Origin of the sequence: Bacillus sp. FSL M8-0256, from assembly GCF_038005765.1 — a bacterium.
In the GTDB taxonomy this organism is placed as follows: Bacteria; Bacillota; Bacilli; order Bacillales; family Bacillaceae; genus Bacillus; species Bacillus safensis.
Genome location: NZ_JBBOTU010000001.1, coordinates 1,666,256 through 1,692,317, shown reverse-complemented (window position 1 = coordinate 1,692,317; position 26,062 = coordinate 1,666,256). Strand labels below are relative to the sequence as shown.

Here is a 26,062-nt window from a genome sequence, read left to right as displayed (position 1 = left end):
TTTACTTGATCAGTGCATTACAGTCAACGATGAGTGCAACTTGACCGTCACCTAGGATCGTTGCGCCGGATATCGCAAATACGTTTGGCAGATAATCTCCTAGTGATTTCAATACAACCTCTTGCTGACCAATAAATGAATCGACCACAAATGCTGTCAGCTTGTCTCCTTTACGAACAACAATGATGTGCAGTTCTTCCTCTAATTCATTCGCATTTGGTACGTGGAATTGTTTCTTCAAGTACACGACCGGTACGATAAATCCGCGGAAATCAATCACTTCACGATCATGCGTTTGCAGGATGTCACTTTTCTTAATGACAGCCGTTTCAATAATAGAAGAAATCGGAATCGCAAATGTTTCCTCTTCTAGTTTTACAAGAAGAACGGAAATAATCGATAATGTAAGCGGAAGCTGGATCGAAAATAGTGAACCCTGTCCTTCTGTTGAGTTAATGCTTACAGATCCGCCAAGTGATTCCAGCTTGTTTTTCACAACGTCAAGACCTACACCGCGGCCTGAGATGTCAGAAATCGTATCAGCTGTAGAGAATCCTGCTGCAAAGATCAATGAATCAATTTGATGATCTTCAAGTGTTTCTGCTTCTCTTTCTGTGATAACCCCGCGCTCTAATGCTTTTTCAAGCACCTTTTTACGGTTAATTCCGCCGCCATCATCTTCTACTTCAATGAAGACATGGTTTCCGCTATGGTACGCTTTTAATAGAACCGTACCTTTTTCCGGCTTGCCTTTTTTCACACGTTCTTCTGGTGATTCAATCCCGTGATCTAGACTGTTTCTGAGTAAGTGCAAGAGCGGATCACCAATCTCGTCGATCACTGTTCGATCAAGCTCTGTCTCAGCACCCTCAATAATAAGCTCAATTTTCTTATTAAGCTCTTTCGTCAATTGACGAATCATACGCGGGAATCTGTTAAAGACAGTTTCCACAGGTACCATTCTCATGTTCAGGATGATTGATTGCAGGTCTCCAGAAATACGAGTCATTCTTTCGACTGTGTCTGTGAGTTCGTTATTTTCTAGTTCTTTCGCAATCTGCTCTAATCGGCCTCTATCAATCACAAGTTCTTCAAATAGATTCATAAGAGAATCAAGACGGTCGATGTTGACACGAATTGTTTTCGTTCCGCCGGCAGCTGCACCGTTATTGCCATTTGCTTTTGGCGCATCATTTGCTGGCGCTTTCGCAGCAGGAACGGATACTTCTTCTTTTTTCTGTTCAGGCTGCGCCTCTTGCTTTTCAGCTGGAGCTGCTTCTTCAAATGCGGAGACTTCAGAGATCTCAACCTTCTCAACCTCTGAGATCGCCGTGACGATTTTCTGCACTTCGTCCATCGGCAGTTTAGAAAGATAAGAAATGCTGAATTCTGATTCGAAATCTTCTGATTCTAACAGCTCTGCATTCGGAACGGTTTTGACAACCTCGCCTGCTTCATTTAATCTTTCAAAAATCATATAGACACGAACGGCTTTTAGTAAGCACGCTTCACTTAATGTCACGTTGAGTTCATAGCATTTGAAGCCTTGCTCTCTCGCTTCATCAAGAACTGTTCGTTCAAACTCGTTATAATCTAAGTCATTAGCAGCAGCTGATGCATCTGCTGTTTCAACGCTTGAAGCTGCCTCAGCATGGCTTCCTGTCACATCTAGCTTTTTACTAATCTCTGTGACATCACGTTTCCCGTCTCCTCCTTCTGCAATCGATTGAACCATTGCTTCAAGATGATCGAGTGCTTCGAACATCGTATCCATTGACTCAGGAGTGACAATCATTTGTTCATTACGGATAGCATCAAACATGTTTTCTAAATGATGCGTTAAGTGAGCCATATCATCAAAGCCCATCGTTGCACTCATGCCTTTCAATGTATGAGCCGCTCTGAATATATCATTCACTAGCTGCAAGTCGGTTGGGTTCTTTTCTAAATCAAGAAGTTTTTCATTACAAGTTTGTAAGTGTTCTCTGCTTTCATCTAAAAAGATATCTAAGTATTGGTTTACATCCAACGTGTTCACGCCCTCTCTTTTTTCATGGAGCTTATAATTGCATGTGCGATGTCATCCACATGCCTTGTTTCATGTGCAAGGCCTGCTTTAATGACTGATTTAGGCATTCCGAAAACAACACATGATTCTTCTTTTTCTGCAATGACTTTCGTATGACCGCTTGCGACCATTTTTTTGACACCTTCAGTACCGTCACTGCCCATACCTGTCATAATGACAGCGATTTTCTCGTAACCCTTTATGCTGCTGATGGATTCAAATAAATAGTTAACAGATGGCTTGTGCCGGCTTTCCGTGTCTTCAGGGGACAGCCTGATAACAAGTGACCCCCCTTGGTCATGAAGTGACATATTCATTCCACCAGGAGCTATGTAAGCCACTCCATTTTTCGCGATGTCTCCATCTTGCGCTTCTTTAATCGTAATTTGTGATAAATGATCTAATCTAGTAGCAAGTGATGCCGTGAATCCTGCTGGCATATGCTGCACAATCAATATAGGTGCCTCGATGTCCTTAGGCAGTTTCGTTACGACTCGTTGAAGTGCCCTTGGCCCTCCTGTAGATGTTCCTATAGTAATAATCTTTCGGAGTGAGCTGCCTTTTACAGATGGCAGCCGGGGTGAAGCCACTGGACTTGGCGGCTTTATCACCGGCTTAGGAGACACCTTCTCTTCAGTGCGTTTCCTTGACAGTCCTGCCGCAAGTACCCGCTCTACAATTTGCCCCCTCACTTTGTGCAAATCGAGCGAAATACTTCCCGAAGGCTTTGTCACAAAGTCAAAAGCACCGAGTTCTAAGCAATGGATGGTTAAATCTTTTCCTTGCTTTGTCTGGCTTGACACCATAATCACGGCAAGGTCGTGTTCAGCCAGAATTTGTTTTAATGCTTCTGTTCCATTTAAAACAGGCATTTCCACATCTAATGTGACAACATCTGGATTCAGTTCCTTGATCCGTTTTAAGGCATCTTCCCCATTTCGCGCCGTTCCGACGACTTCTATTTCTTGCTCGGCACTTAGAAAATCACTAATGAGCTTTCTCATAAAGGCCGAGTCATCTACTACTAGCACTCTAATCATGAGTCCACCTTCCTCCTTTTAAAAAAAGAGGACAACTTATCTATAAACGTATGCTGTTCTCTCCGTGCCTCTCTTATCTGCTGATGATATAGTGTTTCTGCCAGCATCTTGATGGTTTTACTCAGCCTTGAATGAGGCTGCTTCATATAAAATGGAATTTGTTCTGATACTGCTTTAGGAACCGCAGGATCATCAGGCACAGCGCCAGCAAATACAAGTTTTCTGTGAAGAAAAGATGTGACCACTCCTGCTAATTTCCGGTAGGTTTCAGACCCTTCTGACGGGGTTTTGCACCGGTTAACAATGATTTGCACAGACCGTTCAAACTGATGAATGGCTAAGTGTTTAATCGCGCTGTAGGCATCCATGATGGATGTTGGCTCTGGCGTAGTCACAACGACCACTTCTCCTGCCGATAAGACAAAAGGCAGCTGATCTTTTGACAAGCCGGCTCCCATATCGAAGAAAATACAATCGAAGTCCTGCATCATTCTTTCCATCTCTTCCAAAAAGAACGACCATTGATCTTTATCTAAAGAAAACAGCTGTTCAAGCCCGCTTCCGCCAGAAATGTAATATAGGTTATCCGTTCCTTTTGTCATGGCTGCTTGGAAGGATTTTTTTCTAACGAGAACATCTAATATAGAACTAGTCGATGTTTTCCCTAGTAAAATATCAATATTCCCCATCCCAAAATCAAGATCAATCACTAACACTCTTCTCTCTGTACTTGCGATAGACAGTGCCATATTCAGGGTCAAATTCGATTTACCTACCCCGCCTTTACCGCTCATGACGGCAATGGTTTTTGCCTGTCCGCTGACGTTAAGAGGAGCCGGTGTGATCATTTGACTCTGCTGAACTAGTTTTCTTAACCCTTCTGCTTGGTCGGGCTTCATGATTGTAAAACCATCCTTGTTAGTTCAAGAGGCGAGCCTTCAAGAATATCCTCAGGCACATTTTGACCATTTGTTAAAAAACCAAGTTTGATTTGAGAGTCAGCAATGATTTGAAAAATGGTTCCCATCGTGTCCGTTTCATCTACTTTTGTAAAAATGAACTGATTGATTGGAACGTGTTCAAAGCGTTTGACCATGGCTTTCATGTCTTGATACTTCGATGTAGCACTCATCACGAGAAAACTTTGAATGCTCTCATCAAATGGAATAATGTCGGTCAGCTCTTTGATATACGCTTCTTCTTTAAAGTTACGACCTGCTGTATCGATGAAGATATGATCATACTCTTTAAAGGTCTCTTGGGCTTTTACAAAATCCTCTCTTGAATAACAAACCTCAAGCGGTGCATTCAGCAGTTCAGCATATGTTTTCAGCTGTTCGATCGCTGCAATCCGGTACGTATCGGTTGTAATAAAAGCGATTTTCTTTTGCTGCTGAATGGCCGTTTTAGCAGCCAGCTTTGCAATCGTTGTCGTTTTACCAGCTCCAGTGGAACCGAACAAAACAATGTATTTTGAAGAAATCATCGGCTCATCAGAGGTTTTAGCTGGAAGCATATCTGTCAGCAGTTGTTCAAGTTCTTTTTTTATGTGATTTTCTTTAACCGCACCCTTTGTTAAAAGACCCTTCAGGCATTCGTCTCGAATGGCATCATCAAGTCCTTGATCCTTTAGCTTTTGATCGATTGCTATGAGAGGATCAGGCAGAATACCCGCATGCCGTTCATTCCTCACATATTCTAAAGGCTGGGTATGAGAAGGCGCTGGTTTCGCCGCCTTGGGAGCAAATGAAGGCTCTTCGGGCAGCTTTTGAACTTGTTCCTTTTTTGGTAATACTGGAAGAGGCGGCGCAGGGGTTAACCCTTTACCAGCTCTTTCCTCGAAATCTTGATCCAGCACTGCAATCACTTCGACCATTTGCTGTTTCTTCAAACCGAACAGTTTGCGTTTGACAACGGTTTTAGAATTTAAAATAACGGCATCTTTCCCAAGCTGCTGCCTGATTTGAATCGTTGCCTCCTGCATAGAATTTGCTGTGATTTTTTTCATTTTCATTAGATATCCACCACTCCGATGCTCTGTACTTCCACATTCGCTTCTAGTTCGTTATAAGATAGTACCGGTAAATCTGGGAAATATCTTTCTAACAACTGCTTAACGTACATTCTTATAGGAGGTGAGCATAATAGAACCGGCGTTTCCTGACGAAGCGAAAGCTGTTCAATTTCTCTCGCCACTGATTGAATCACACTTTCAGAGGATTCTGGATCTAACGATAAGTAGTTTCCATGCTCTGTCTGCTGAACGCTGTCTGCAATCACCTTTTCTACTCGGCCTGAGCATGTCACAACTTTAAGTGATTCATTTTCTCTTGCATACTGTGCGGTAATCTGTCTTGCGAGCGCCTGTCTAACATACTCTGTTAATAAATCTGTATCAGTCGTTAATTTTCCGTAGTCTGCAAGCGTCTCAAAAATGGTGACAAGGTTTCGGATAGAGACCTTTTCTTTCAGCAGCTTCGCCAGCACTTTTTGAATATCACCGACTGCCAGCGGATTTGGTGTTACCTCATCCACTAAGACAGGATAACTTTCTTTCAGATGATCGATTAATTGCTTCGTTTCTTGGCGTCCGAGCAGCTCGTGTGTGTTTTGTCTAATCTTCTCTGTGATGTGAGTAGAGACAACAGACGCTGGGTCCACAACCGTATAGCCTAGCATCTCAGCCTGATCTTTTTCTGCTTCTGATATCCATTTAGCCGGCAGGCCAAAGGATGGTTCGATTGTTTCAATTCCTTCAATCGGATCATCATCAGGCGTTGGGGACATCGCTAAGTAGTGATCAAGCAGCAGCTCACCTTTTGCTACTTCGTTCCCTTTAATTTTCAACCGGTATTCATTTGGGTTCAGTGCAATATTGTCCCTGATCCGGACGACTGGAATGACAAGACCAAGTTCGAGGGCAAGCTGCCTTCGGATCATCACAATTCGGTCTAACAGGTCACCGCCCTGATTTGCATCAGCGAGCGGGATCAGGCCGTAGCCAAATTCAAATTCAATTGCATCCATTTGCAGGAGATGAATAACACTTTCTGGACTTTTCATCTCTTCTACCTCTGCCTGTTCTTCCAGTACCTCTTCGATTTCTTCTTGATCTTGTTTGTTTTTCGACATCATGTATGCGCCAAGTGCTATTAAACCTGCAATTGGCCCAGTTAAAAGTACGCCGATTGGCGTAAACAAACCAAGAAGGAAGATCGTTCCTGCTGTGACATAAAGCATGGCTGGGAAGGCAAAGAGCTGCCCTGTAATGTCTGATCCAAGGTTTCCGTTAGAAGCGGCTCTCGTCACGACAATCCCTGTTGCCGTTGAAATGAGGAGTGCCGGAATTTGCGAAACAATTCCGTCCCCTACCGTTAATAGGGTAAAGTGAGAAGCTGATTCTTGAATCGACATGCCTTGCTGAAGCATCCCGATAATGATTCCAAATATAATATTGATGATGACGATGATAATACCTGCGATGGCGTCCCCTTTAACGAACTTACTGGCACCGTCCATCGCTCCATAAAAGTCTGCTTCCCTCGCTACTTTTTCACGACGGTTTCTTGCTTCACTTTCTGTCAGCATCCCTGCATTTAAATCAGCGTCAATACTCATTTGTTTACCTGGCATCGCATCGAGTGTAAATCTTGCCGCAACCTCTGATACACGCTCTGCCCCTTTTGTGATAACAATAAACTGAATGATGATCAGAATAAGGAAAACAACGAGACCAACGATGATATTTCCTCCAACAACAAATGAACCGAACGTTTCGACAACCTTTCCAGCATCTCCTGTTGAAAGAATAGAACGTGTTGTAGAGATGTTAAGCCCTAAACGAAACAGTGTTAAGAGCAAAAGCAATGATGGAAAAATTGAAAATTCCAGTGGTTCTTGCATGTTCATAGTGGTGAGAAGCACGATAAGCGCAAGAGAAATATTAATAATGATTAAAATACTTAATAGCATTGGCGGAAACGGTATGACCAGCATCGCCACAATTAAAATAACACTGAATATAACAGATAAATCTCTTGCTGACATGCCTGTTCTCTCCTTTTAAAACCAAAAATTCATAAAATCTTTTGTTTCGTTTTATAGACGTAAGCTAAAATTTCTGCGATGGCCTTAAAGTATTCTTCCGGCACCGCTTGGTCGATGTCGACCTGATCATAGAGCGCACGGGCAAGCGGGCGGTTCTCTACAGTCATGACATCATGTTCTTTCGCAATCGTTCTAATTTTCAAAGCCAAAATATCCGTTCCTTTTGCCACAACATAGGGCGCGTCCATTTTTTCTTCATCATACTTTAAAGCAATGGCATAGTGGGTTGGGTTTGTAATGATGACGTCCGCTTTTGGGACTTCCTGCATCATCCGTCTCATGGCCATTTCCCGCTGACGCTGTTTAATCTTTGATTTGATGAGCGGGTCACCCTCTGATTTTTTATACTCATCTTTGATGTCTTGTTTGGACATCCTCAAGTTTTTTTCATAATCAAATTTCTGATACATATAATCAAGCCCTGCCAAAATCAAAAGAGCACCAGCAGCATACAGCCCCATAATTAAGGTCATATTTGCAACGAAATGAAGGGTTTCCTCTGCTGTTAATAAAGGAAGCCGCAGAATTTCGTCAAAGTGCATCCAAAGAGCAATAAATGTCGCAAAGCCAACAAAGCCAATTTTCAAAATGGATTTTAATAGCTCTACGAGGGCTCGAATACTGTATATCCGTTTAAACCCTTTGATTGGGTCAAGCTTTTCTAATTTCGGTTTGATCACTTCTGCTGAAAAGAGAAAGCCGACTTGTAAATAGTTACTGATAATCCCCGCCAGCATGCCAACACCAAGGATTGGCATGAGGAGGAGCCCTGTTTCCTGAAGCAATTCCAAGAATAGTTGATGAATATTAGATGTGCTAACCTTCATTAGCATGGTTGTTGAATAAAAACGTTCTATGAGCGCGATAATCCGCTCTTTCATAAAAGGCCCAATAAAAAAGAATGATAAAAAGATTAATAGAAATGAGATGGCTGTATTGACGTCAGTACTTTTAGCAACCTGTCCTTTTTTACGTGAATCCCGCCTTTTTTTCGGCGTTGCTTTTTCTGTTTTTTCACCTGCGAAAAATTGCAAGTCTAGTCTAAGCCTTGTCATCATGACGAACCACCGACCAATGCTAAGAAATTCCTCATGGTGAGTACAATCGTTTCAAATGTATTTTGGACAACACCGAAGATGACGCCCATACAGATGATGATCATAATAAAACTCACACCTATTTTAATAGGAAGTCCGACCACAAATACGTTCATTTGCGGAACTGTACGTGCCACAATCCCCAGCGCCAAATCGACTAAAAACAGACTTGCCACGACAGGTGCCGAGATTTGAAAGGCGATGATAAACATTTGGTTGAAGCTCTTTGCAATAAAGTAAGCAAAGGATTCACTGCCGAAATTCAGCGCGTATTGATCAACTGCAATGTATTGAAAGCTGTAATAGATTCCATCAAGCAGCAAGTGATGTGCGTTTGTTGCCAGCATCAACAGTAATGTGACCGTATAAAAAAACTGTCCCATCAGCGGCGTCTGCGCCCCTGTTTGCGGGTCAATAATATTGGCAATCGCAAAACCCATTTGAAAATCAATGAATGAGCCGGCAATCTGAACAGCGGACACCATGATGTATGCAATCAGCCCAAGCAGAAGCCCGACCATTGCTTCTTTCACCGCAAGCATCATATAAAGACCGTCTATGTCTAGTGCTGGCGGTTCTTTTATGGTGCTAAAACTAATGACAGCTAAAAACAGTGAGAATCCAACTCTGTGTACAGCTGGGATCGTTCTATGCGCTAAAAGCGGTACTGTCACAAAAAAAGCGGTGATCCGAATAAAAACTAAAAGAAAAGCAGGGAATAATTCTATGATTGACATCGCTTGTTAACCTGCAAATCGATCTAAATTCGAGAACAGCTCTGTCGTAAAGGACACGATTGTTGAAAGCATCCATGGACCAAACACAACAAGCCCAATGAGTACAGCAACAATCTTAGGAATAAACGCAAGCGTCTGTTCTTGAATTTGGGTTGTCGCCTGAAACACACTGACAATCAGTCCCACAATAAGTGCGAGCGCTAGAAGCGGCCCACTCACAAGCAATACTACATACACTGATCTTTCAGCCATCGTAATGACAAATTCTGAACTCATGTTTTAAGCACCTACTCTAAAAGCTTTGCAGCAAAGATTTAACTATCAAATACCATCCATCGACTAAAACAAATAACAATATTTTGAAAGGGAGCGATATCATAACCGGCGGAAGCATCATCATCCCCATTGACATCAGAACACTTGCGACCACCATGTCAATAATTAAAAATGGAATAAAGATCATAAAACCAATTTGAAATGCCGTCTTTAATTCTGAAATGGCAAAAGCGGGAACCATCGCCGTTAATGGAATATCTTTAATCGATTCAGGTGTATCCATTTTTGCGTAGCTAAGAAATAAAGCCAAATCTTTCTGTCTTGTATGTTTACTCATAAACTCTTTAATAGGCACTTCGGCTTTTTCATACGCCTGATTTAACGTGATGTCATCATTTAAAAGCGGCGTCAGCGCCTCTTTATTAATCTGTGAGAACGTGGGAGCCATGATAAAAAATGTGAGAAACAAAGCAAGTCCAACAAGCACTTGGTTTGGCGGCATTGAGTTGGTTGCAAGTGATGTTCTGACAAATGAAAGAACAATCACAATCCGTGTAAAACAAGTCATTAAAATGAGAATGCCTGGTGCAACCGAAAATACAGTTAAAAGTAATAGAAGACGAACAGATGTGCTGATATTTCCTGCACCGCTGGAATTAAATAAATCGATAAACTCATTCATTTTGTTTCGGGCCTTTCTTTCTGACTTCTGATTGGGTCTTTTTCAATTCGGCTAGCTGCGCCTTTAAATTGGCTGAAAAAGAAGAAGTGGTCGGCTGATCATGTTTCTTTACCTGCGATGTGAATTTTTGAACCATTTTTGGTAAATCGGTTTTGCTTTCCATCGCTTCTTCATATTGTTTCACGATTGCTTCACATTCTTGTTCATCATCAATCTCTTTTAGCAGCTGGATTGAGTCTGCTACGCCGACAACTAATACTCTTTTGCCCACTTTGATCAGCTGGACTGAACGGTTTTGTCCGACTGTCGTTCCGCCAATATTTTCAACATATCGAAATGGTTTGAGTAAGCGGTTTTGCTTTCCAACAAATCTCACCAATCCATAAATAAGCAGGATGACAAAAAGTAAGGCACCAATCATTTTGACAAAATCCATAATGGAGACAGAAGAAGAGGGAACTTCTTCTGCCGGATTCGTTTGATTGTCAGTGGTTTTCTTCTCTGTATCCTTTTTGCTTTCTTTCTCACCTTTGAGCCAGTCATTCACTGTGCCATTCTCAGGATCTTTCGTTTCGGCAAACAGTGAGGCAGGCTGCATCGTCAAGAAAAGCATAAAACTGATCATTGCTATACATATCAAACGTTTTTTCAACAAATCTTACACCCTTTTTTAGCCTAACGTTTTATTAATTGCTTCAAGTACGCGGTCTGCCTGGAATGGCTTCACGATAAAGTCTTTTGCACCTGCTTGGATTGCGTCAATAACCATTGACTGCTGTCCCATAGCAGAACACATGATGATTTTTGCTGAAGCATCGATTTGTTTAATTTCTTTTAGTGCAGTGATTCCGTCCATTTCTGGCATGGTGATATCCATTGTGACAAGATCAGGAGATGTTTCTTTGTATTTTTCAACTGCTTGTGCGCCGTTTTCTGCTTCTCCTACTACATCAAATCCGTTTTTTACAAGAATATCCTTGATCATCATTCTCATGAATGCTGCATCATCTACGATTAATACCTTAGTAGCCATTTACTTATTCTCTCCCTATATGTTTGTTTATTTTAAATTAGAAAGTCTTTCTGACTGACTTAAAATATCAGTCACACGAACACCAAAGTTCTCATCAATGACAACGACTTCCCCTTTGGCGACGATTCGTTTGTTCACTAGAATGTCTACTGGCTCACCAGCAAGTTTGTCCAGTTCAATGATACTTCCAGCTGAAAGCTCAAGAACTTCTTTCACACTGCGCTGAGTTCTTCCAAGTTCCACCGTAATGGAAAGCGGAATGTCCATCAGCATATCAAGGTTTCCTAGCTGGCTTGTTGTATGCTGAGGCTCACTGAACGATTCAAATTCAACTGGCGCCACATTTACAGGTGCTGCCGGCTTTGGCTTTGCCTGTCTTTTCGGCGGTGCTGCTTGCTGCGCTGGGGCAGACTGCGTTTGCGGTGCTGCCGGCTGAGGTTCAGGTGCACTCACTTCTTCTTGAACCGGCGCTTCTTCTTGGGCAGGATCTGTTAATTCTGCAATTAAATCCTTCGCAAATGTAATAGGATAAAGCTGCATAATATTTGAATCGATGAGTTCACCTATTTTTAATCTGAAGGATACTTTGACAAGCATTTCTTCAGCTGGAATGCGGTCTGTCCCTTCTCCTTCTTTCACATCAAGTAATTCGACGCGCGGCGGAGAAATATCAATCTTTTTATTAAAGACAGTCGACATGGATGTCGCAGCAGAACCCATCATTTGGTTCATTGCTTCTTGTACTGCACTTAAGTGAATCTCACTTAAAGAAGGGTCAGCATTTGTCCCGTCTCCGCCCATCATTAAGTCCGCAATAACTGCTGCATCTGTTTGCTGGACGACAAGCAGGTTACTTGCGCTGAAACCTTCCGTATAATTCACTTCAATAGCGACATACGGATGAGGAAATTCCTCATTCAGCATACTTTTTTGAATCACTGTAACAGTTGGAGTTGTAATCTCCACTTTTTGATTTAATAGGGTTGAAAGTGCTGTTGCAGAGCTGCCAAATGAAATATTTCCGATTTCTCCAATGGCATCTTGCTCCATTGCAGAAAGGATTGTATCAGGCTCTATATCGTCATTGCTGCCTCCTTTAAGGAGCGCATCGATTTCGTCTTGTGATAATTTACTTCCGTTATTCTCCATCTTCTTCACCTCTTATGTCGTGATCTAGAATTTGAATCGCCTGTTTCCGATTCACGCGGCCGGCCTGTCCCAAGAATTTCGGTTTATTTCCGACCATAACAGTAAGAGGCGCATTTACTGGTTTGTCCAAGGCAATACAATCACCAATTTCCAAATTCAAAAACTCTTCCACCGTCATTTCCGATTGTCCCAGCTCTGCGACTACCGGTATTTTTGCCTTCATAATCCGTTTTTCAATGGCCTTTGTTTCTTGCTGTTTTGGTTCATTTCGTTCAGACTGCATCCAGTAGTGTACAGACAGCTTCGGAATAATAGGCTCTAATACAACGTGAGGAATACATAGGTTAATAACCCCGCTTACCTCGCCAATTTGTGTATTAAGAGAAATGACGACAACTGTTTCGTTTGGTGACACCATTTGAACAAACTGGGGATTTACCTCGAAATCTGCCATTTCAGGCTCGATGTCGGTTATGGACTGCCACGCTTCTCTGTAATTTTCCAAAGCTCCCTCAAACATGTTTGAGATAATCTTTGTTTCAATTTCTGTAAGTGATTCTGTCTTATTATGACTAATGCCAATCCCGCCCATCAGCCTGTCCATCATCGCATAGCCGATTGTTGGGTTTACTTCAAGCATGATTCTTCCTTCAAGCGGGCTGACATAAAATAAGTTTAATAATGTCATATTAGGAATCGAACGAATAAATTCTTCGTATGGTACTTGGTCAACCGAGCTGACAGTAATTTGAATATATGATCTTAGCTGCGCTGAAAAATGCGTGGTGAGCAGTCTAGCGAAGTTATCATGAATCCTTGTTAAACTTCGAATCTGGTCTTTTGAAAAGCGCAGTGCACGTTTAAAGTCATACACCTTCACTTTTTTCGTCGTTTCCTCTTTTTTCAGCTCTTCTGCATCCATTTCGCCTGTTGAGATGGCGGATAATAATGCGTCGATCTCATTCTGGGAAAGCACTTCTCCTGACATTTCTTCACCTCCATCGCGTTAATTAATCGCCTCTATTGCAGATTAAAGGAGGTTATGTATACTTCTTTCACCTTGCCATCTTGCAAATAGTTATTCACTTTGTTTTTGACTTGTGTTTTAAAATGTTCTCTGCCTTTTTTGCCATCAAGTTCATCTGCATTCGTGTCTGATAAAATGTCGATGACAGCATCTTTTACCTGGAAACTTCTTTTCTCAAGCTCTGATTTTGCTTTTTCAGAGTCCGTTTCAATATTCAGGACAAGTTTGACAGCATTTCCTTCAGATTTTAAATTGGTGATAATCTCAGGAATTTCAACAGAAGCTTTTACAACTTCATCTGCTGTTGGCTCTTTTTCGGCTTTTGCTTCGTCTGACCCATTCAGCAGAAAAAAGATGCCTGCTCCAATTCCGACGATGGCAATAATCATGATTAGCATTACTACGACTAATTTCTTCTTCATTCAAACTCCTCTATTCCTTGATTCAATGAAATGACTTGGATTTTTCTGTAGAAAGAAATGATTTTCTCTTGAAGCTGCTCTTCATCTTCTTTCACAACGAATTTCTTTCCATTGGCCAAAGTAATGGTCGTGTCTGGAAAACTTTCGATTTGCTCGATATGGAGAGCGTTCAGCATAAATCCTTTGCCATTTAATCTTGTCACTTCAATCATATTAAGCAGAGAAGCGAGCATCCGCTCCCCCTACCTCCTATCGTTTCAGATTCACAAGCTCTTGCAGAATTTCATCAGATGTTGTGATCGTTTTTGCATTCGATTGGAATCCACGCTGCGCGATAATCATTTCGGTAAACTCGTCTGTTAAATCAACGTTTGACATTTCAAGTTTCCCTGTTTGAAGTTCACCTGTTCCTTGAGTTCCAGGAGCGATGGCATTACTTGGCGCACCGGAACTGAGCGTTTGGCGGTATAGGTTATCCCCAATCTTATCTAATCCTCCTGCATTACTGAATGACACAAGTGATATTTGCCCAACAGTACGAGAAACGTTGTTCTCAACAACAGAAACGGTCCCATCTGGCCCTACACTAACACTTGACACATTGTCTCGTGGAACGTTGATTCTTTGCCCATCCATGCCAAGTAGATAGTTTCCATCAGGTGTTGCCAAATCCCCATTTGAATCAGGTTTGAAATTCCCTGTTCTTGTAAATAGGATTTCACCTTGCTTTTGAATACGGAAAAATCCATCTCCATTAATATAGAAATCAAATGGTTCGTCTGTATTTTGAGAAGAACCTGATTTCATGATTTTATCAATAGAAGATAAAGATGATCCTAAACCAACTTGTTTTGAGTTAATTGAACCAGAGTTGTTCGTTGGTCCACCTGAGCTTGAAATGGTTTGACTGACCATATCTTTAAACGTGATTCGGCTTTTTTTGTATCCGTGTGTATTGACGTTTGCTACGTTATTGGCTACCACATCTAATTTTGTTTGGAAGTTTTTCATTCCGCTAATTCCTGAGTAAAGTGAGCGTAACATTTATTTTCCTCCTCGAATTACTTCGTTTTTTCTCCAACTGCTGTAACATCCCAAGGGCTGATTTTCGTACCATCTTCTAAAACAAGTAAGTATTCATTGTCTATGTTTTTAACAGACTTCACAGTGCCCGATATCTCTTTATCATCCAATTTGCCCGATACTTCTTTACCAATCCAGCCTACATATGTCGTAAATGGATCTTGGTGTGCAACAAATGTAGACATGAGCTGATTCAGCTTGGTGATCGAATCGTTCATATTGGTTTGCTGTTCTAAAGATGAAAATGTCGCAAGCTGCGTGACAAACTCACGGTCATCAAGCGGGTTTGTCGGATCTTGGTTTTGAAGCTGCGTGAGCAAAATTTTCAAGAATTGATCTTTGCCAAGCGTATCTGTTTTCTTTTCTGCTTTTGAAGAAGTGTCTGCTTGTGCGGCTGTTCTATTCGTAGCATCAACTGTTGCCATTAGATCTCCTCCTCTTCTTCATCTGACCCAACAAGAGCGTCCAGTACATCTTGGAATTCTGCTTCCTGTTCATCAGTCTGCTGGGAATTCTGCCCTTTTGACTGCTGCTGCTTGTTTTCTTCGTTAAATTGTTGTCCAAATAACGGCTGCTCATTTGATTGAAGCGGTATATGGAAACGGTCCACTTGAACCGACATATTCGGAAGTGCCTGCTTGAGCTGCGGCAGATGATGCTCTAACAGCTCTTTCGCTGCTTGCGTCGAGGCTGTAATTTTACTCGCATACATACCGTTTTGCTTCGTTAGCTGAATGGTAATGAATCCAAGATTTTCTGGATTTAATCGAACGGTGAAGCGTCCGCTTGAATTGCCAAACGGCGTGAATTTCATTTGCTTCCACGTGTTTAGAATTTGCTGATCAACCGTTCCTGGCTTTTCATCAGTCGTTTGTGTCTGCTGAACAGGAGCCGCTGACTGCAGTTGGAAAAACTGCTTATGACCTGGCAAAAGTGTATGGGTCATTATTTTTTCAGAAGCTGGTGCAGCAGCGCTTTGTCCTTTCACGACTTCTTTTTTGATGAGCCACTCAAGAGATGCATTCCCTTTTGCCGGAGAAGCGAGTGTAGATTCTTGTTTTGGAGAGATTAGCTCTTTCAACTCTCCAAGTGAAATTTTCCACTCTTTGTCAGACCCTTTCGCATTCGCCATCATATGGTCGATTAACTGATTAAAGTGCTTTAGCTCACTTTGAGTCATCGAATTCAGCTTTGGCGTTGATCCCTGCGAGAAGAACTGCTCTTTTACTTGCTGAATGAGTTTTTCATCTACCCCGTTTTTCGAAAGAAAGTGGATAAAGTCTTGACCTTTTCCTTCAATATCCTGCACAAGTTTCGCATCAAAGCTGAGCGGCTGTTGATTGAGCAATTGATAGATGAAGAAGTGGACTTGTATGAGCTGTTCACTATGTTCAGAACCTGGCTTTTCCGCTTGATCACCGTAAATGGAAGATTCCATTTTTTGAAATAATTCTTCAAGTGATTTGAGATCGGATGATTCAAGCGTTTGACCTTGTAGTGTTTGAAGCGCACTTAGTAGGTCTGCGCTCATTCCTTCTTCAGGTGATTGCATCCATTTTTCAACAATTTGCATCGCATCATTGATAGAAAGAGAGGCTGCATCGGCTGTCTCAGCATGAACAGGACCGCTTTGAGCGCCTGCTCCGCTAAGTAATTGTTTAAACAAACCTCGTGCAGATGCCGCGCCGTCTCCTTTTAGCCCTGAAAGACCTTGAGAAGATTGCTGTAAGGCTCCAATATCCAATAGCTTCACTTATTGTCCACCCCCATTTTCACTTTCTTCTTTTTTGGCAAGCTCTTTTGTAAACGTTGCTGCCTTCTGAGGTGTCAGTTTTGCTAATATGTCTGTCAGTTTATTTTTGCTCAGCTCTTCAAGAATTTTTAACGCCTCTTTATCACTTAATTCTGATAAAATTTTGGCGGATTTTCCTGGGTCCATGCTTTCATAAATGCTGGCGACCTTTCCTTTTGTCTGCTGATTAGAGGATGCCGCTGCATCAGAGGACGTCCCTGCCGAGTTATTATCTGACGTGTTATTTGATGAGCTGTTATTGGATGAACTGTCATTGGCTGACGTATTCTTTACATCATTTTCAGATGTTTTTTCAAGTGAGTTGATTTTTTGATTCAGTCTTTTAATCTCTTCATCACTTGTTTTCAAATCTTTTTGTGCAATTTCGAGTTCATTTTTTTGCTCTTTAATGGTCTTTTTCAGTTCTTTTAACTCTGCATCGCTTTGATCATTAGGTGAAGATGACGTTTTTGAGGTGTCATCTGAACCAACTAAGCTGCTAATCACCGGAATGTTTTGGAGCGGTTTTTTTAGATTAAAACCTGCCATATAAAGGATCGTGCCAGTGACAATCACAAGCACAATCAATGGGATGATGACAATAAACAAGATCCATTGAAATTTCCCGCCACCTGATTCCTTCGTTTTTTCCTTCTTAGGCATTCATCTCGACTCCTAATGTCCTTGAAACATGAATTGGCTGATAGAGATATCATCCATTTCTTTCATTTCAATTGCCTTATGTTCAAGGGAGAACTTTTCAAATTGCTTTTCTTTCATTTTTTCAAACTTTTTAAACTCAATGTTTTTTTCAGTTAAATCAGATTGTTTTTCATTCATTTGATGGCGTTTCATGATCACAAGCTGCTGATAATGCTGAATGGTGTTATCTAAATTGGTCACAAATTGCTGGTAATGACGCATTTCTTGAACACTCATTCCACTTCTCAGCTTTTCTTCTTTGCTTTTTTCCATTAGTTCTTTTTTACTCATATTTTCATAGAGTTTTTCAGCAACTTGCTCAAATGCCGAAACGGATTGTTGGTATGCTGCGAGTGACTTGTCTTTTTCACTTTCTTTCAGTTCTAAGAGCTTTTGAAATTTGTATTGATATCTCACTGTTTTTCTCAATCCTCTCTATTCATCAAACTGAGCAATAAACTCACACTGTCTTCAATAGATACAGCCTCTTCTACATCCTGCTTCAAAAAAGAAATCAGGTGAGGGTAAGCCTGCATGGCCTCATCAATATCTTTGGAGGAGCCTTTTTTATATGCTCCAATATTAATGAGGTCTTCAGCGTTTTGATAAGTGGATAAAAGCTGGCGGAACCGGTTAGCCGCTTCCTTGTGATCATGACTTGCGATATTGCTCATGACACGGCTGATACTTTTCAAAATATTAACAGCGGGAAATTGTCCTTTGTTGGCTAAAGCACGATCAAGTACAATGTGACCATCCAGGATCCCCCTCACTGTATCAGCGATGGGCTCGTTCATATCGTCCCCATCAACAAGCACTGTGTAAAACGCTGTGATCGAACCAAGCTGATTTGTCCCAGTTCGTTCGAGCAATTTTGGCAGTATAGCGAACACTGAAGGTGTATATCCTTTTGTTGTTGGCGGCTCGCCAGTTGCGAGTCCTATTTCCCTTTGCGCCATGGCGACCCTTGTAACAGAATCCATCATGAACATGACATTTTTGCCTCTGTCCCTGAAATACTCCGCAATAGCTGTTGCTGTATACGCAGCTTTCAGTCTCGTCAGTGCAGGCTGGTCAGAAGTTGCAACGACAACAATGGATCGCTTCAGTCCTTCAGCACCTAAATCCTTTTCAATAAACTCACGAACTTCACGGCCACGCTCTCCAACAAGAGCAATGACATTCAGGTCTGCTTCTGTCTGCTTTGCAATCATCCCCATTAAGGTACTTTTTCCAACACCGCTTCCGGCAAAAATCCCGATCCTTTGACCAGTGCCAACTGTGAGCAGACTGTCAATGACTCTAACACCGACACCCATCTTTTCTCGAATAGGTGGCCTGTCCATTGGATTTGGGGGTGACTGATCTGTCGAAACAGGTGCAAGTCCTTTTGGAAGCATACTGCCATCAAGCGGATCACCGAAGGCATCAACGACTTCACCAATTAATCCAGTCCCTACTTTGACCTTCAGCGACTCACCCGTCGCTTCAACAAGACTTCCTGGTGAAATATTGGATGCTTCTACATAAGGCATGAGCAGAATGTTTTCATCTCTAAACCCTACGACCTCTGCTTTTATCGGATGGTGCTTGCTCCCTTTTTTATGAATGAGACATACATCACCGATCGAACTCTCCGGTCCCTTCGATTCAATCATCAGCCCAACCACTCGATTGACTTTACCAAATCGTTTATAAGGATCAGCGGTTTCAATCGTTTCTTTTAGTACATCCATTTTCATTTGTGATCACCTGAATCAATGACTTCTAATAATTTTTCTTTCAACTGATTCATTTGGATATCAACACTCGCTTCCACTTTTCCAAAACTTGTTTCTACGTAACAAGTTCCTTTTGGCGCTTTTTCATCCGAGTAAATGGCAAGGTGTGTATCCTTTTGAAGGATTCTAATCAATTCGTCTTTATATTCCATCACATGCTCGTAATGTTCAGGGTCAACATAGATGGAAATATCATCATATTCTTTCACTTCTGAAATGACTTGCTTCACAAGAGCCAAAAATTGATCTTTCGTGTCCTCAGCTGCATTCCAAACGCGTTTGGCGAGTTCAAAAGCGAGTTCCACAATTTGCTCAGCAGAGCTTTCAATTTTTTCTTCGTAGTCCTGCCTTGCAAGACTGACGATGTCATTTGCTTGATCAAGAGTAGCTTGGTACTGCAAATTCGCATCTGCTTCGCCCTTTTGGAAGCCGTCTTGATAACCTGCTTGTTTCGCTTCTTCAATGAGCTGCATTCTTTCTTCTTCAAAATCAGTCCGGCGCTGATTGATTTCAGCCATTGTTTTTTCCAGCTCACTGTTTGCTTGTTCTAATATGCGGCTCGCTTGATCTTCTGCATCACTGAGTACAAGCTGCGATGCTTCGGTTTCATTGACAAGCTCTTCTTCGTGATGTTCTCTTTTAAAGTTTACTTGCTGTAAAGGAATCGTTTGCCGTCCTTGTTCAGGAATAACAGATGTTTCATGTTTGATAATCCTAGACAATGATATCGTCTCCTCCGCCTCGAGCTATGACGATTTCTCCAGCTTCCTCAAGTCGTCTTACGATGCTGACAATACGGGTTTGTGCTTCCTCGACATCTCTAAGCCGGACAGGCCCCATAAACTCCATTTCTTCTTTGAATGTTTCGACCATCCGCTGTGACATGTTGCGGAAGACAATTTCTTTGACCTCTTCGCTTGCCACTTTGAGTGCGAGCAATAAGTCATCATTTTCAACATCTCTGATGACGCGCTGAATCGCTCTGCTGTCAAGAGTGACAATATCTTCAAAGACAAACATACGTTTCTTAATTTCATCCGCAAGCTCTGGATCTTGAATTTCAAGTGTGTCTAAAATGGTCTTCTCAGTAGCACGGTCTACACCATTTAGCACTTCTACAACCGCTTCGACTCCGCCCGTTTGCGTATAGTCCTGCGTAAAGGTTGAAGAAAGCTTTTGTTCAAGAATACGTTCCACCTCATTGATGATCTCTGGAGATGTGCGGTCCATTAAGGCAATACGTCTCGCAACCTCAGTTTGTACTTCCTCGCCTAACTCAGATAAAATTTGCCCAGCCTGCACTGGATCCAGGTAGGAAAGGATAAGTGCAATCGTTTGTGGATGCTCATGCTGGATAAAGTTTAAAATTTGTTCTGGCTCAGCCTTTCGAGCAAAATCAAATGGTTTCACTTGAAGAGAGGATGTCAGCCTGTTTAAGATGCTGTCCGCTTTATCCTCACCAAGCGCTTTTTCAAGCACTTGTCTTGCGTACATAAGACCGCCCTGCGATATGTAGTCCTGCGCGATGGCAATGCTGTGAAACTCTTCGATGACTTCATCTTTTTTAGCAGTATCTACACTTCGTACATTGGAAATTTCTAATGTTAATTTTTCTATTTCGTCTTCAGACAGATGTTTGTATACAGATGCTGACACGTCTAGCCCTAAGGAAATCATTAGGATTGCTGCTTTTTGTCTGCCTGTTAGTCGATTTGGATCTTTTCTCGACATGTGTATTCCTCCTAATCCTCGGACAGCCAGCTGCGTAGCAATTTAGCAAAGTCTTCTGGTTTTTCTTTTGCCATTTTTTCAAGCTGATTTTTTCTCACCATTTCTTCTGTTTCTGGTTCAGTGTCGATATCAGGAACATCGATTGGTGTACGTTCATCAAACTCAAACTCTTCTTCTTCATCTCTTCTACGCTTGCGTACAAGAAGAATGATAAGAGCGATAATTGCAAGTAGGAGCACACCGCCTACAATATAAACCCAGATTGGAATATTGTTTGAAGGGTTATCTGCCGCAGTTTGCTGTTTACCGTCTAATTTTGATACAGATAAAACGATTTTGTTATCTAAGTCTGCTTGAGTGAGCGCTTGACCATTTGTGTATTCTTTATCAATCGATGTGCTAATGATCGTTGAAAGAATCTTTTTGATATCATCTTGTCTTTCAGCCGTTAAAGAGTTTACATCGTTTGCAGTTGGTGGTTCGACCAATGCTTGAATGCCAACATCTCTGATTTTATAAGGACTTTCTTTGATATCTTTATGAATGCGGTTGACTTCATAATTGATACGATCTTCGCTCTTTTCGTAATCTCCGCTTCCATTCGCTCCATCGGCACCTTGATAATTTGTGACATCATCGTCACCTGTTCCAGCGGTGCCTCCAGCTGCTGCGCCATTACCTGAATAAGTTTCAGCAATCTTTTCAGCGCTGACAGCAATTCCCTGCATGTTTTCTTTATCAACAGGTTCTACAAGGTCTTCTTTTCTTTTTTCTTCAGTAAAATCAATGTCTGTTGTGACCGATACAGCCACTTTATCTTGACCCATCATTGTTCCAAGCAGCTGCTGAATTTTTCTTTGAAGATTCTTTTCGATTTCCTCTTTTTTCTGCTGCTGTGCATCCATTCCACTTGCATAGGAATCGGAGCTGGTGTTTAAGTCGTAGTAGTTGGAATCTTGGTCCATAATGACAATGTTTTCTGTTTTTAAATTCGGCACACTTTTTGAAATAAGATGATAAAGGCCTTTTACTTGCTGCGGTGTGAGCGTGTAGCCTGGCTCAACTTGCAGCACAATGGATGCTGATGCATTACTTTGCTCTTCTCCAACAAAAACGGAATCTTTTGGCAGGTTAATCATCACTTTTGAATCTTTAATCCCATCAATCGTGTTGATCAGATTGGATAGTTCTGTCTGAGTTGCGTCTACTTTCAGAACATCAAATTCATTATCTGTTAAACCGAAGCCTGAATTGTTTGCAAAGAAGGAATAATCAATGTTGCCTGTCTTAGGGAGCCCTTCAGATGCGAGTGTTACTTTTAAAGAATCTGCTTGCTTTTCTGGAACGAGAATCGTTGTTCCATTGTTTGCAAGTTCCGATTTAACGTTTTTGCCATCTAGTTCCTGTTTGATTTGTCCAGCTTCTGCCTCAGACAAGTCTCTAAAGAGCGGAACCATTTTTTCAGAAGAAGCAAAGATGCTAACAACCGTAATAATGATTGCTAGGGCAGCAACGCCGCCAATCATGAGTATTTTTTGTAATTTTGATCGATTTCGCCAAAACTCAACTGTTTTTGTTCTTAATTGCATTAAAGTACGATTCATCTTAACCCCCGGTCATTCCATTCAGTCTTTTTTTGTCCACCAGCACCTCCTACATCTGCATTCTCATAATCTCTTGGTACGCTTCGACTGCTTTATTTCGAAACTCTGTTGCAGCTGTGAGTGTAACACTCGCTTTTTGTGAAGCAATCATGACTTCATCGAGATTGACATCTTTTCCTTGTGCAAGCGCATTTGTATACTGGTCTGATTTCAGCTGTGATTGATTTAATGCCTCAATGGAATTCTTCAGCACATCAGAGAAATTCGTTTGACTTTTAGGTGCAGCCGCCTGAACGGGCGTTGCATTCGTCAATTCACTTGCTTGCTGAGCAGTTTGAAGCTGGAAAGGAGATATTGCATTAACCAATTATTTTCACCTTACTTTCCTATTTCTAAAGCTTTCATCAGCATGCTTTTATTCGCATTTAGAGCAGTCACGTTTGCTTCATATGATCTTGAGCTGCTGATGAGGTCGACCATTTCTTTTAATGGATCGACATTTGGTGTTTGAACATATCCATTTTCATTGGCATCGGGATTTGTAGGATCATATTGAAGGTTGAATGGAGTTTCGTCTTCAGTAATCTTTGTTACTTTGACGCCGTTTCCTAATTTGCCGCTCGAATTCATACTTGAGTTCAATATAGATGAAAACGATTCACCTGACGGCTGTAATGTGACAAGCTTACGTCTATAAGGCTCCCAGTTGCCATCAACCTGTTTAGCTCTTGTTGTATCCATATTTGCAAGGTTTGAGGATACAACGTCCATTCTGAGCCTCTGTGCCGTTAATGCTGAGGCCGAAGCGTTCACTCCTGAAAAAATCGACATCACTTACCTCCTGTCAAAACTGTTTTAAGAGAATTGAATTTCCCGCTCATTCTTTCCACCAGCGCATTATACTGAATTTGGTTTTTAGCGAGTTCACTCATCTCTTGATCAATATCGACATTATTTCCGTTTTCTTGATATGAAGTACGGTTGCTCGAAACAACTGAATAATTAGACCCTGTTTTAGAAAAATCAATGTGACCTTGGTATGTTTTTTTAGCATCTAATTTGATTGACGCATCATTTAGCATGTCATGGAATGTGACGTTTTTCGACTTGTAGTTCGGTGTGTCTATATTTGCGATATTATTGCTTATGACTTTTTGCTTAACATTCGCTCTGCCCAAGGCATTCTCAAGGTTGCTTATCGTTCCAGAAAATATATCCAAAACCATATACCTCCAATCATATGTATTTCATTCCATTTAATCATGTCGAGATTTGTAAAACCATATGTTCATTGTAAGAAATAATAGGATTAAAGTCTATGATGTATATGTAAAAAAAACTCGTAATATATATCTATTTTACGAATAGGTATAAAGACCTAGATTCAAAGCACTACAGATTTGTAAGGGGTTTCTTGGAAAAAAGAGTGACATTTTTCGGACAAATCCTCATTTTTTCACATAAAAAAACCCTTTTCAGCATTTATTTCGGCCAAAAAGGGTTTTTGATTAATGAGATTTTAAATTTTCGAGTTCAATTAAAAATTTGTTGTTTAACACTTTGATGTACGTTCCCTTCATTCCAAGAGAACGAGATTCAATCACGCCTGCACTTTCTAACTTACGTAAGGCGTTTACGATCACTGAGCGCGTGATCCCTACACGGTCTGCAATTTTACTTGCAACGAGAAGACCTTCGTTTCCATCCAGCTCTTCAAAAATGTGCTCAATCGCTTCAAGCTCACTGTAGGAAAGAGAGCTAATCGCCATTTGAACAACCGCTTTACTTCTTGCTTCTTCTTCGATTTCCTCTGCTTTCTCGCGAAGAATCTCCATTCCAACAACTGTTGCCCCGTATTCAGCAAGAATTAAATCATCATCTGTGAATGTATCTTGTAAGCGGGACAGGATTAACGTACCTAAACGATCTCCTCCGCCGATAATTGGAACAATTGTTGTTAAACCTGATTGGAATAAGTCCCGGTTTTCAATCGGGAAAGCTGTATATTCACTGTTAATATCAAGGTTTGAAGACGTTTCAGGGACATTGAATAGACTCTTTGTATATTCTTCAGGGAACTGACGATCTTCAAGCATTTTTTTCATACGTGCATTTTCGATCTGTTGATTAATGGAGTAGCCAAGAAGCTTTCCCCTTCTGCTTAATACGAAAATGTTTGAATCAATGACATCTCTCAGTGTTTCTGCCATTTCTTTGAAATTAACTGGTTTCCCCGCTGCATCTTGCAGCATTGAGTTAATAATCCTTGTTTTTTGTAGTAACGCCATAATAATGATCCTCCTAGATTACTTTATTCATTTGTTAAAGTATAAATTGACTTAAATCTTTGTTATTTGCAATCTTTCCTAGCTTCTCTTCGACATACTGAGGTGTAATGGTCACTGTCTCCATCGTAATATCAGGCGCCTCAAATGAAAGCTCTTCAAGCAGCTTCTCAAGTATGGTATGAAGCCTTCTTGCACCGATGTTATCTGTCTCCTGATTGACATGATAAGCCACTTCGGCAATCTTATGAATAGCATCGTCAGAAAATTCAAGAGATATACCTTCTGTTTCAAGTAAAGCTTTATATTGCTTTAATAATGCATTATCTGGTTCCGTTAAGATTTTCACAAAGTCTTCTATACTTAATTTATCTAATTCTACACGGATTGGGAAGCGTCCCTGAAGCTCTGGAATCAAATCTGATGGCTTTGCCATATGAAATGCACCTGCTGCAACAAACAGCACATGATCAGTTTTAACGGCACCATATTTTGTCATCACAGTTGAACCTTCTACAATCGGTAAAATATCACGCTGAACCCCTTCACGAGAAACATCTGCAGATGATGCACCACCGCTTTTGGCGATTTTGTCGATTTCATCGATAAAAATAATTCCTTGCTGCTCTGCTTTGTAGACCGCTTCCTGACTGACTTCATCCATATCAATCAGTTTTGAAGCTTCCTCAGCCGTTAACGCCTTTCTAGCTTCTCTGACAGTCAGCTTTCTGCGTTTTTTCTTTTTAGGCATGAGATTGCCAAGCGCATCCTGCATGTTCATACCCATTTGCTCCATACCCGAGCCTTGAAGCATATCAAACATGGAAGGCTGCTGTTCTTCTACTTCGATCGTGACGTAATGATCTTCAAGTTCTCCCATAGCCAGCTGATGAGCGATTCGCTTTCTTGTCGATTCGAGTTCCACTTCTTCATTTGAATGATCTCGATCACGGTCATCTTCATCAGAACCGCCAAACAGCATCTCAAACGGATTTTTCACAGACTGGCTTTTTTTCTTGCCAGGAACAAGTAAATGAACAAGACGTTTATTTGCTTGTTTTTCTGCTTCCTCTTGAACATCTTTCATCTTTTCTTCTTTGACGAGTCTAATCGCTGTTTCAACTAAATCTCTCACCATGGACTCTACGTCACGGCCGACATAACCCACTTCAGTAAATTTCGTCGCTTCCACTTTAATAAAAGGCGCACCAGAAATTCGAGCAATTCTGCGGGCAATTTCTGTTTTCCCCACACCTGTTGGACCGATCATTAAAATGTTCTTAGGAACGACTTCATCCTTTAGCTTATCATGCAAAAGATTTCTTCTGTAACGGTTTCTTAAAGCCACCGCCACTGCTTTTTTCGCATCAAGCTGACCAATGATGTATTGATCAAGCTTTTCAACTATCTCTCTTGGGGTGAACGGCTTTTTCTCCATACGTCTCA

29 protein-coding genes are annotated in these 26,062 nt (G+C 41.3%); all 29 read right to left on the bottom strand.

Going from position 1 to position 26,062, the window contains the following annotated elements:
• Nucleotide 1: 1 nt before the first annotated feature.
• Nucleotides 2-2,029 (bottom strand): chemotaxis protein CheA, encoded by a 2,028-nt coding sequence (locus tag NSQ76_RS08545; protein WP_034623624.1) that lies wholly within the window; start codon nucleotides 2,027-2,029, stop codon nucleotides 2-4.
• 5 nt (nucleotides 2,030-2,034) lie between these two features.
• Nucleotides 2,035-3,108, bottom strand: coding sequence for a protein-glutamate methylesterase/protein-glutamine glutaminase (locus NSQ76_RS08540; RefSeq protein ID WP_034623626.1), 1,074 nt, complete (start codon nucleotides 3,106-3,108; stop codon nucleotides 2,035-2,037).
• A complete protein-coding gene (locus tag NSQ76_RS08535; RefSeq protein ID WP_034623627.1) occupies nucleotides 3,105-4,010 on the bottom strand; it encodes a MinD/ParA family protein in 906 nt (301 codons plus the stop codon). The genes NSQ76_RS08540 and NSQ76_RS08535 overlap by 4 nt, the downstream gene beginning before the upstream one ends.
• Nucleotides 4,004-5,122, bottom strand: a complete 1,119-nt coding sequence (flhF, locus tag NSQ76_RS08530; RefSeq protein ID WP_025092588.1) for a flagellar biosynthesis protein FlhF — start codon at nucleotides 5,120-5,122, stop codon at nucleotides 4,004-4,006. The genes NSQ76_RS08535 and flhF overlap by 7 nt, the downstream gene beginning before the upstream one ends.
• Nucleotides 5,122-7,155, bottom strand: a complete 2,034-nt coding sequence (gene flhA / locus NSQ76_RS08525; protein ID WP_025092587.1) for a flagellar biosynthesis protein FlhA — start codon at nucleotides 7,153-7,155, stop codon at nucleotides 5,122-5,124. Before flhA ends, flhF begins: the two co-directional genes overlap by 1 nt.
• A 29-nt stretch (nucleotides 7,156-7,184) precedes the next feature.
• Nucleotides 7,185-8,273 (bottom strand): flagellar biosynthesis protein FlhB, encoded by a 1,089-nt coding sequence (gene flhB / locus NSQ76_RS08520; RefSeq protein WP_034623630.1) that lies wholly within the window; start codon nucleotides 8,271-8,273, stop codon nucleotides 7,185-7,187.
• Nucleotides 8,270-9,049: a flagellar biosynthetic protein FliR gene (gene fliR, locus NSQ76_RS08515; protein ID WP_025092585.1), complete on the bottom strand. Its 780-nt coding sequence runs from the start codon at nucleotides 9,047-9,049 to the stop codon at nucleotides 8,270-8,272. Before fliR ends, flhB begins: the two co-directional genes overlap by 4 nt.
• 6 nt (nucleotides 9,050-9,055) lie before the next feature.
• Entirely contained in the window at nucleotides 9,056-9,325 is a 270-nt protein-coding gene (gene fliQ, locus NSQ76_RS08510; protein WP_003211206.1) for a flagellar biosynthesis protein FliQ, read from the bottom strand.
• Nucleotides 9,326-9,341: 16 nt separating this feature from the next.
• Complete coding sequence (gene fliP / locus NSQ76_RS08505; RefSeq protein WP_008354479.1) at nucleotides 9,342-10,007, bottom strand: flagellar type III secretion system pore protein FliP; 666 nt, start codon at nucleotides 10,005-10,007, stop codon at nucleotides 9,342-9,344.
• Nucleotides 10,000-10,659: a flagella biosynthesis regulatory protein FliZ gene (gene fliZ / locus NSQ76_RS08500; protein ID WP_025092584.1), complete on the bottom strand. Its 660-nt coding sequence runs from the start codon at nucleotides 10,657-10,659 to the stop codon at nucleotides 10,000-10,002. The genes fliP and fliZ overlap by 8 nt, the downstream gene beginning before the upstream one ends.
• Nucleotides 10,660-10,677: 18 nt before the next feature.
• On the bottom strand, nucleotides 10,678-11,040 hold the full coding sequence (locus tag NSQ76_RS08495) for a response regulator (protein WP_007499584.1): 363 nt from the start codon (nucleotides 11,038-11,040) through the stop codon (nucleotides 10,678-10,680).
• A gap of 27 nt (nucleotides 11,041-11,067) precedes the next feature.
• Entirely contained in the window at nucleotides 11,068-12,189 is a 1,122-nt protein-coding gene (fliY, locus tag NSQ76_RS08490; RefSeq protein WP_025092583.1) for a flagellar motor switch phosphatase FliY, read from the bottom strand.
• Nucleotides 12,179-13,177, bottom strand: a complete 999-nt coding sequence (gene fliM, locus NSQ76_RS08485) for a flagellar motor switch protein FliM (protein WP_024424167.1) — start codon at nucleotides 13,175-13,177, stop codon at nucleotides 12,179-12,181. Before fliM ends, fliY begins: the two co-directional genes overlap by 11 nt.
• A gap of 32 nt (nucleotides 13,178-13,209) precedes the next feature.
• Nucleotides 13,210-13,638 (bottom strand): flagellar basal body-associated protein FliL, encoded by a 429-nt coding sequence (fliL, locus tag NSQ76_RS08480; protein ID WP_024424168.1) that lies wholly within the window; start codon nucleotides 13,636-13,638, stop codon nucleotides 13,210-13,212.
• Nucleotides 13,635-13,850, bottom strand: coding sequence for a flagellar FlbD family protein (locus NSQ76_RS08475; protein ID WP_008344794.1), 216 nt, complete (start codon nucleotides 13,848-13,850; stop codon nucleotides 13,635-13,637). The genes fliL and NSQ76_RS08475 overlap by 4 nt, the downstream gene beginning before the upstream one ends.
• Nucleotides 13,851-13,887: 37 nt before the next feature.
• On the bottom strand, nucleotides 13,888-14,682 hold the full coding sequence (gene flgG, locus NSQ76_RS08470; RefSeq protein ID WP_135031780.1) for a flagellar basal body rod protein FlgG: 795 nt from the start codon (nucleotides 14,680-14,682) through the stop codon (nucleotides 13,888-13,890).
• A gap of 17 nt (nucleotides 14,683-14,699) precedes the next feature.
• Entirely contained in the window at nucleotides 14,700-15,146 is a 447-nt protein-coding gene (flgD, locus tag NSQ76_RS08465) for a flagellar hook assembly protein FlgD (RefSeq protein ID WP_024426978.1), read from the bottom strand.
• Nucleotides 15,146-16,474 carry a flagellar hook-length control protein FliK gene (locus NSQ76_RS08460; RefSeq protein WP_024424171.1) on the bottom strand — a complete coding sequence of 443 codons (1,329 nt, stop codon included), beginning with the start codon at nucleotides 16,472-16,474 and terminating at the stop codon, nucleotides 15,146-15,148. Before NSQ76_RS08460 ends, flgD begins: the two co-directional genes overlap by 1 nt.
• A complete protein-coding gene (locus NSQ76_RS08455; protein ID WP_341053335.1) occupies nucleotides 16,475-17,176 on the bottom strand; it encodes a MotE family protein in 702 nt (233 codons plus the stop codon).
• Between the two features lie 12 nt (nucleotides 17,177-17,188).
• Entirely contained in the window at nucleotides 17,189-17,632 is a 444-nt protein-coding gene (fliJ, locus tag NSQ76_RS08450) for a flagellar export protein FliJ (RefSeq protein WP_024424173.1), read from the bottom strand.
• 8 nt (nucleotides 17,633-17,640) lie between these two features.
• Nucleotides 17,641-18,957: a flagellar protein export ATPase FliI gene (gene fliI / locus NSQ76_RS08445; RefSeq protein ID WP_024424174.1), complete on the bottom strand. Its 1,317-nt coding sequence runs from the start codon at nucleotides 18,955-18,957 to the stop codon at nucleotides 17,641-17,643.
• Entirely contained in the window at nucleotides 18,954-19,718 is a 765-nt protein-coding gene (gene fliH, locus NSQ76_RS08440; protein WP_034623639.1) for a flagellar assembly protein FliH, read from the bottom strand. Before fliH ends, fliI begins: the two co-directional genes overlap by 4 nt.
• Nucleotides 19,711-20,727: a flagellar motor switch protein FliG gene (gene fliG / locus NSQ76_RS08435; RefSeq protein ID WP_024424176.1), complete on the bottom strand. Its 1,017-nt coding sequence runs from the start codon at nucleotides 20,725-20,727 to the stop codon at nucleotides 19,711-19,713. The genes fliH and fliG overlap by 8 nt, the downstream gene beginning before the upstream one ends.
• Nucleotides 20,728-20,738: 11 nt before the next feature.
• Nucleotides 20,739-22,331, bottom strand: a complete 1,593-nt coding sequence (fliF, locus tag NSQ76_RS08430; protein ID WP_024424177.1) for a flagellar basal-body MS-ring/collar protein FliF — start codon at nucleotides 22,329-22,331, stop codon at nucleotides 20,739-20,741.
• Between the two features lie 49 nt (nucleotides 22,332-22,380).
• A complete protein-coding gene (gene fliE / locus NSQ76_RS08425; RefSeq protein WP_024424178.1) occupies nucleotides 22,381-22,698 on the bottom strand; it encodes a flagellar hook-basal body complex protein FliE in 318 nt (105 codons plus the stop codon).
• Nucleotides 22,699-22,709: 11 nt separating this feature from the next.
• Nucleotides 22,710-23,162, bottom strand: coding sequence for a flagellar basal body rod protein FlgC (gene flgC, locus NSQ76_RS08420; RefSeq protein WP_024424179.1), 453 nt, complete (start codon nucleotides 23,160-23,162; stop codon nucleotides 22,710-22,712).
• The gene (gene flgB / locus NSQ76_RS08415; RefSeq protein WP_034623641.1) at nucleotides 23,162-23,551 is read right to left on the bottom strand and encodes a flagellar basal body rod protein FlgB; all 390 of its coding nucleotides are present in this window, start codon (nucleotides 23,549-23,551) and stop codon (nucleotides 23,162-23,164) included. Before flgB ends, flgC begins: the two co-directional genes overlap by 1 nt.
• A gap of 288 nt (nucleotides 23,552-23,839) precedes the next feature.
• The gene (codY, locus tag NSQ76_RS08410) at nucleotides 23,840-24,619 is read right to left on the bottom strand and encodes a GTP-sensing pleiotropic transcriptional regulator CodY (protein ID WP_007499612.1); all 780 of its coding nucleotides are present in this window, start codon (nucleotides 24,617-24,619) and stop codon (nucleotides 23,840-23,842) included.
• Between the two features lie 34 nt (nucleotides 24,620-24,653).
• The gene (gene hslU / locus NSQ76_RS08405) at nucleotides 24,654-26,054 is read right to left on the bottom strand and encodes an HslU--HslV peptidase ATPase subunit (protein ID WP_034623643.1); all 1,401 of its coding nucleotides are present in this window, start codon (nucleotides 26,052-26,054) and stop codon (nucleotides 24,654-24,656) included.
• Between the last annotated feature and the right edge of the window lie 8 nt (nucleotides 26,055-26,062).

Excerpts from the sequence above, each read along its gene's own strand:
- NSQ76_RS08540 (WP_034623626.1), bottom strand. The coding sequence starts at position 3,108 with ATGATTAGAGTGCTAGTAGTAGATGACTCGGCCTTTATGAGAAAGCTC.
- flhF (WP_025092588.1), bottom strand. The coding sequence starts at position 5,122 with ATGAAAATGAAAAAAATCACAGCAAATTCTATGCAGGAGGCAACGATT.
- flhA (WP_025092587.1), bottom strand. The coding sequence starts at position 7,155 with ATGTCAGCAAGAGATTTATCTGTTATATTCAGTGTTATTTTAATTGTG.
- flhB (WP_034623630.1), bottom strand. The coding sequence starts at position 8,273 with ATGATGACAAGGCTTAGACTAGACTTGCAATTTTTCGCAGGTGAAAAA.
- fliR (WP_025092585.1), bottom strand. The coding sequence starts at position 9,049 with ATGTCAATCATAGAATTATTCCCTGCTTTTCTTTTAGTTTTTATTCGG.
- fliQ (WP_003211206.1), bottom strand. The coding sequence starts at position 9,325 with ATGAGTTCAGAATTTGTCATTACGATGGCTGAAAGATCAGTGTATGTA.
- fliP (WP_008354479.1), bottom strand. The coding sequence starts at position 10,007 with ATGAATGAGTTTATCGATTTATTTAATTCCAGCGGTGCAGGAAATATC.
- NSQ76_RS08495 (WP_007499584.1), bottom strand. The coding sequence starts at position 11,040 with ATGGCTACTAAGGTATTAATCGTAGATGATGCAGCATTCATGAGAATG.
- fliY (WP_025092583.1), bottom strand. The coding sequence starts at position 12,189 with ATGGAGAATAACGGAAGTAAATTATCACAAGACGAAATCGATGCGCTC.
- fliM (WP_024424167.1), bottom strand. The coding sequence starts at position 13,177 with ATGTCAGGAGAAGTGCTTTCCCAGAATGAGATCGACGCATTATTATCC.
- fliL (WP_024424168.1), bottom strand. The coding sequence starts at position 13,638 with ATGAAGAAGAAATTAGTCGTAGTAATGCTAATCATGATTATTGCCATC.
- NSQ76_RS08475 (WP_008344794.1), bottom strand. The coding sequence starts at position 13,850 with ATGATTGAAGTGACAAGATTAAATGGCAAAGGATTTATGCTGAACGCT.
- flgG (WP_135031780.1), bottom strand. The coding sequence starts at position 14,682 with ATGTTACGCTCACTTTACTCAGGAATTAGCGGAATGAAAAACTTCCAA.
- flgD (WP_024426978.1), bottom strand. The coding sequence starts at position 15,146 with ATGGCAACAGTTGATGCTACGAATAGAACAGCCGCACAAGCAGACACT.
- NSQ76_RS08455 (WP_341053335.1), bottom strand. The coding sequence starts at position 17,176 with ATGCCTAAGAAGGAAAAAACGAAGGAATCAGGTGGCGGGAAATTTCAA.
- fliI (WP_024424174.1), bottom strand. The coding sequence starts at position 18,957 with ATGAAAATGGATGTACTAAAAGAAACGATTGAAACCGCTGATCCTTAT.
- fliG (WP_024424176.1), bottom strand. The coding sequence starts at position 20,727 with ATGTCGAGAAAAGATCCAAATCGACTAACAGGCAGACAAAAAGCAGCA.
- fliF (WP_024424177.1), bottom strand. The coding sequence starts at position 22,331 with ATGAATCGTACTTTAATGCAATTAAGAACAAAAACAGTTGAGTTTTGG.
- flgC (WP_024424179.1), bottom strand. The coding sequence starts at position 23,162 with ATGTCGATTTTTTCAGGAGTGAACGCTTCGGCCTCAGCATTAACGGCA.
- codY (WP_007499612.1), bottom strand. The coding sequence starts at position 24,619 with ATGGCGTTACTACAAAAAACAAGGATTATTAACTCAATGCTGCAAGAT.
- hslU (WP_034623643.1), bottom strand. The coding sequence starts at position 26,054 with ATGGAGAAAAAGCCGTTCACCCCAAGAGAGATAGTTGAAAAGCTTGAT.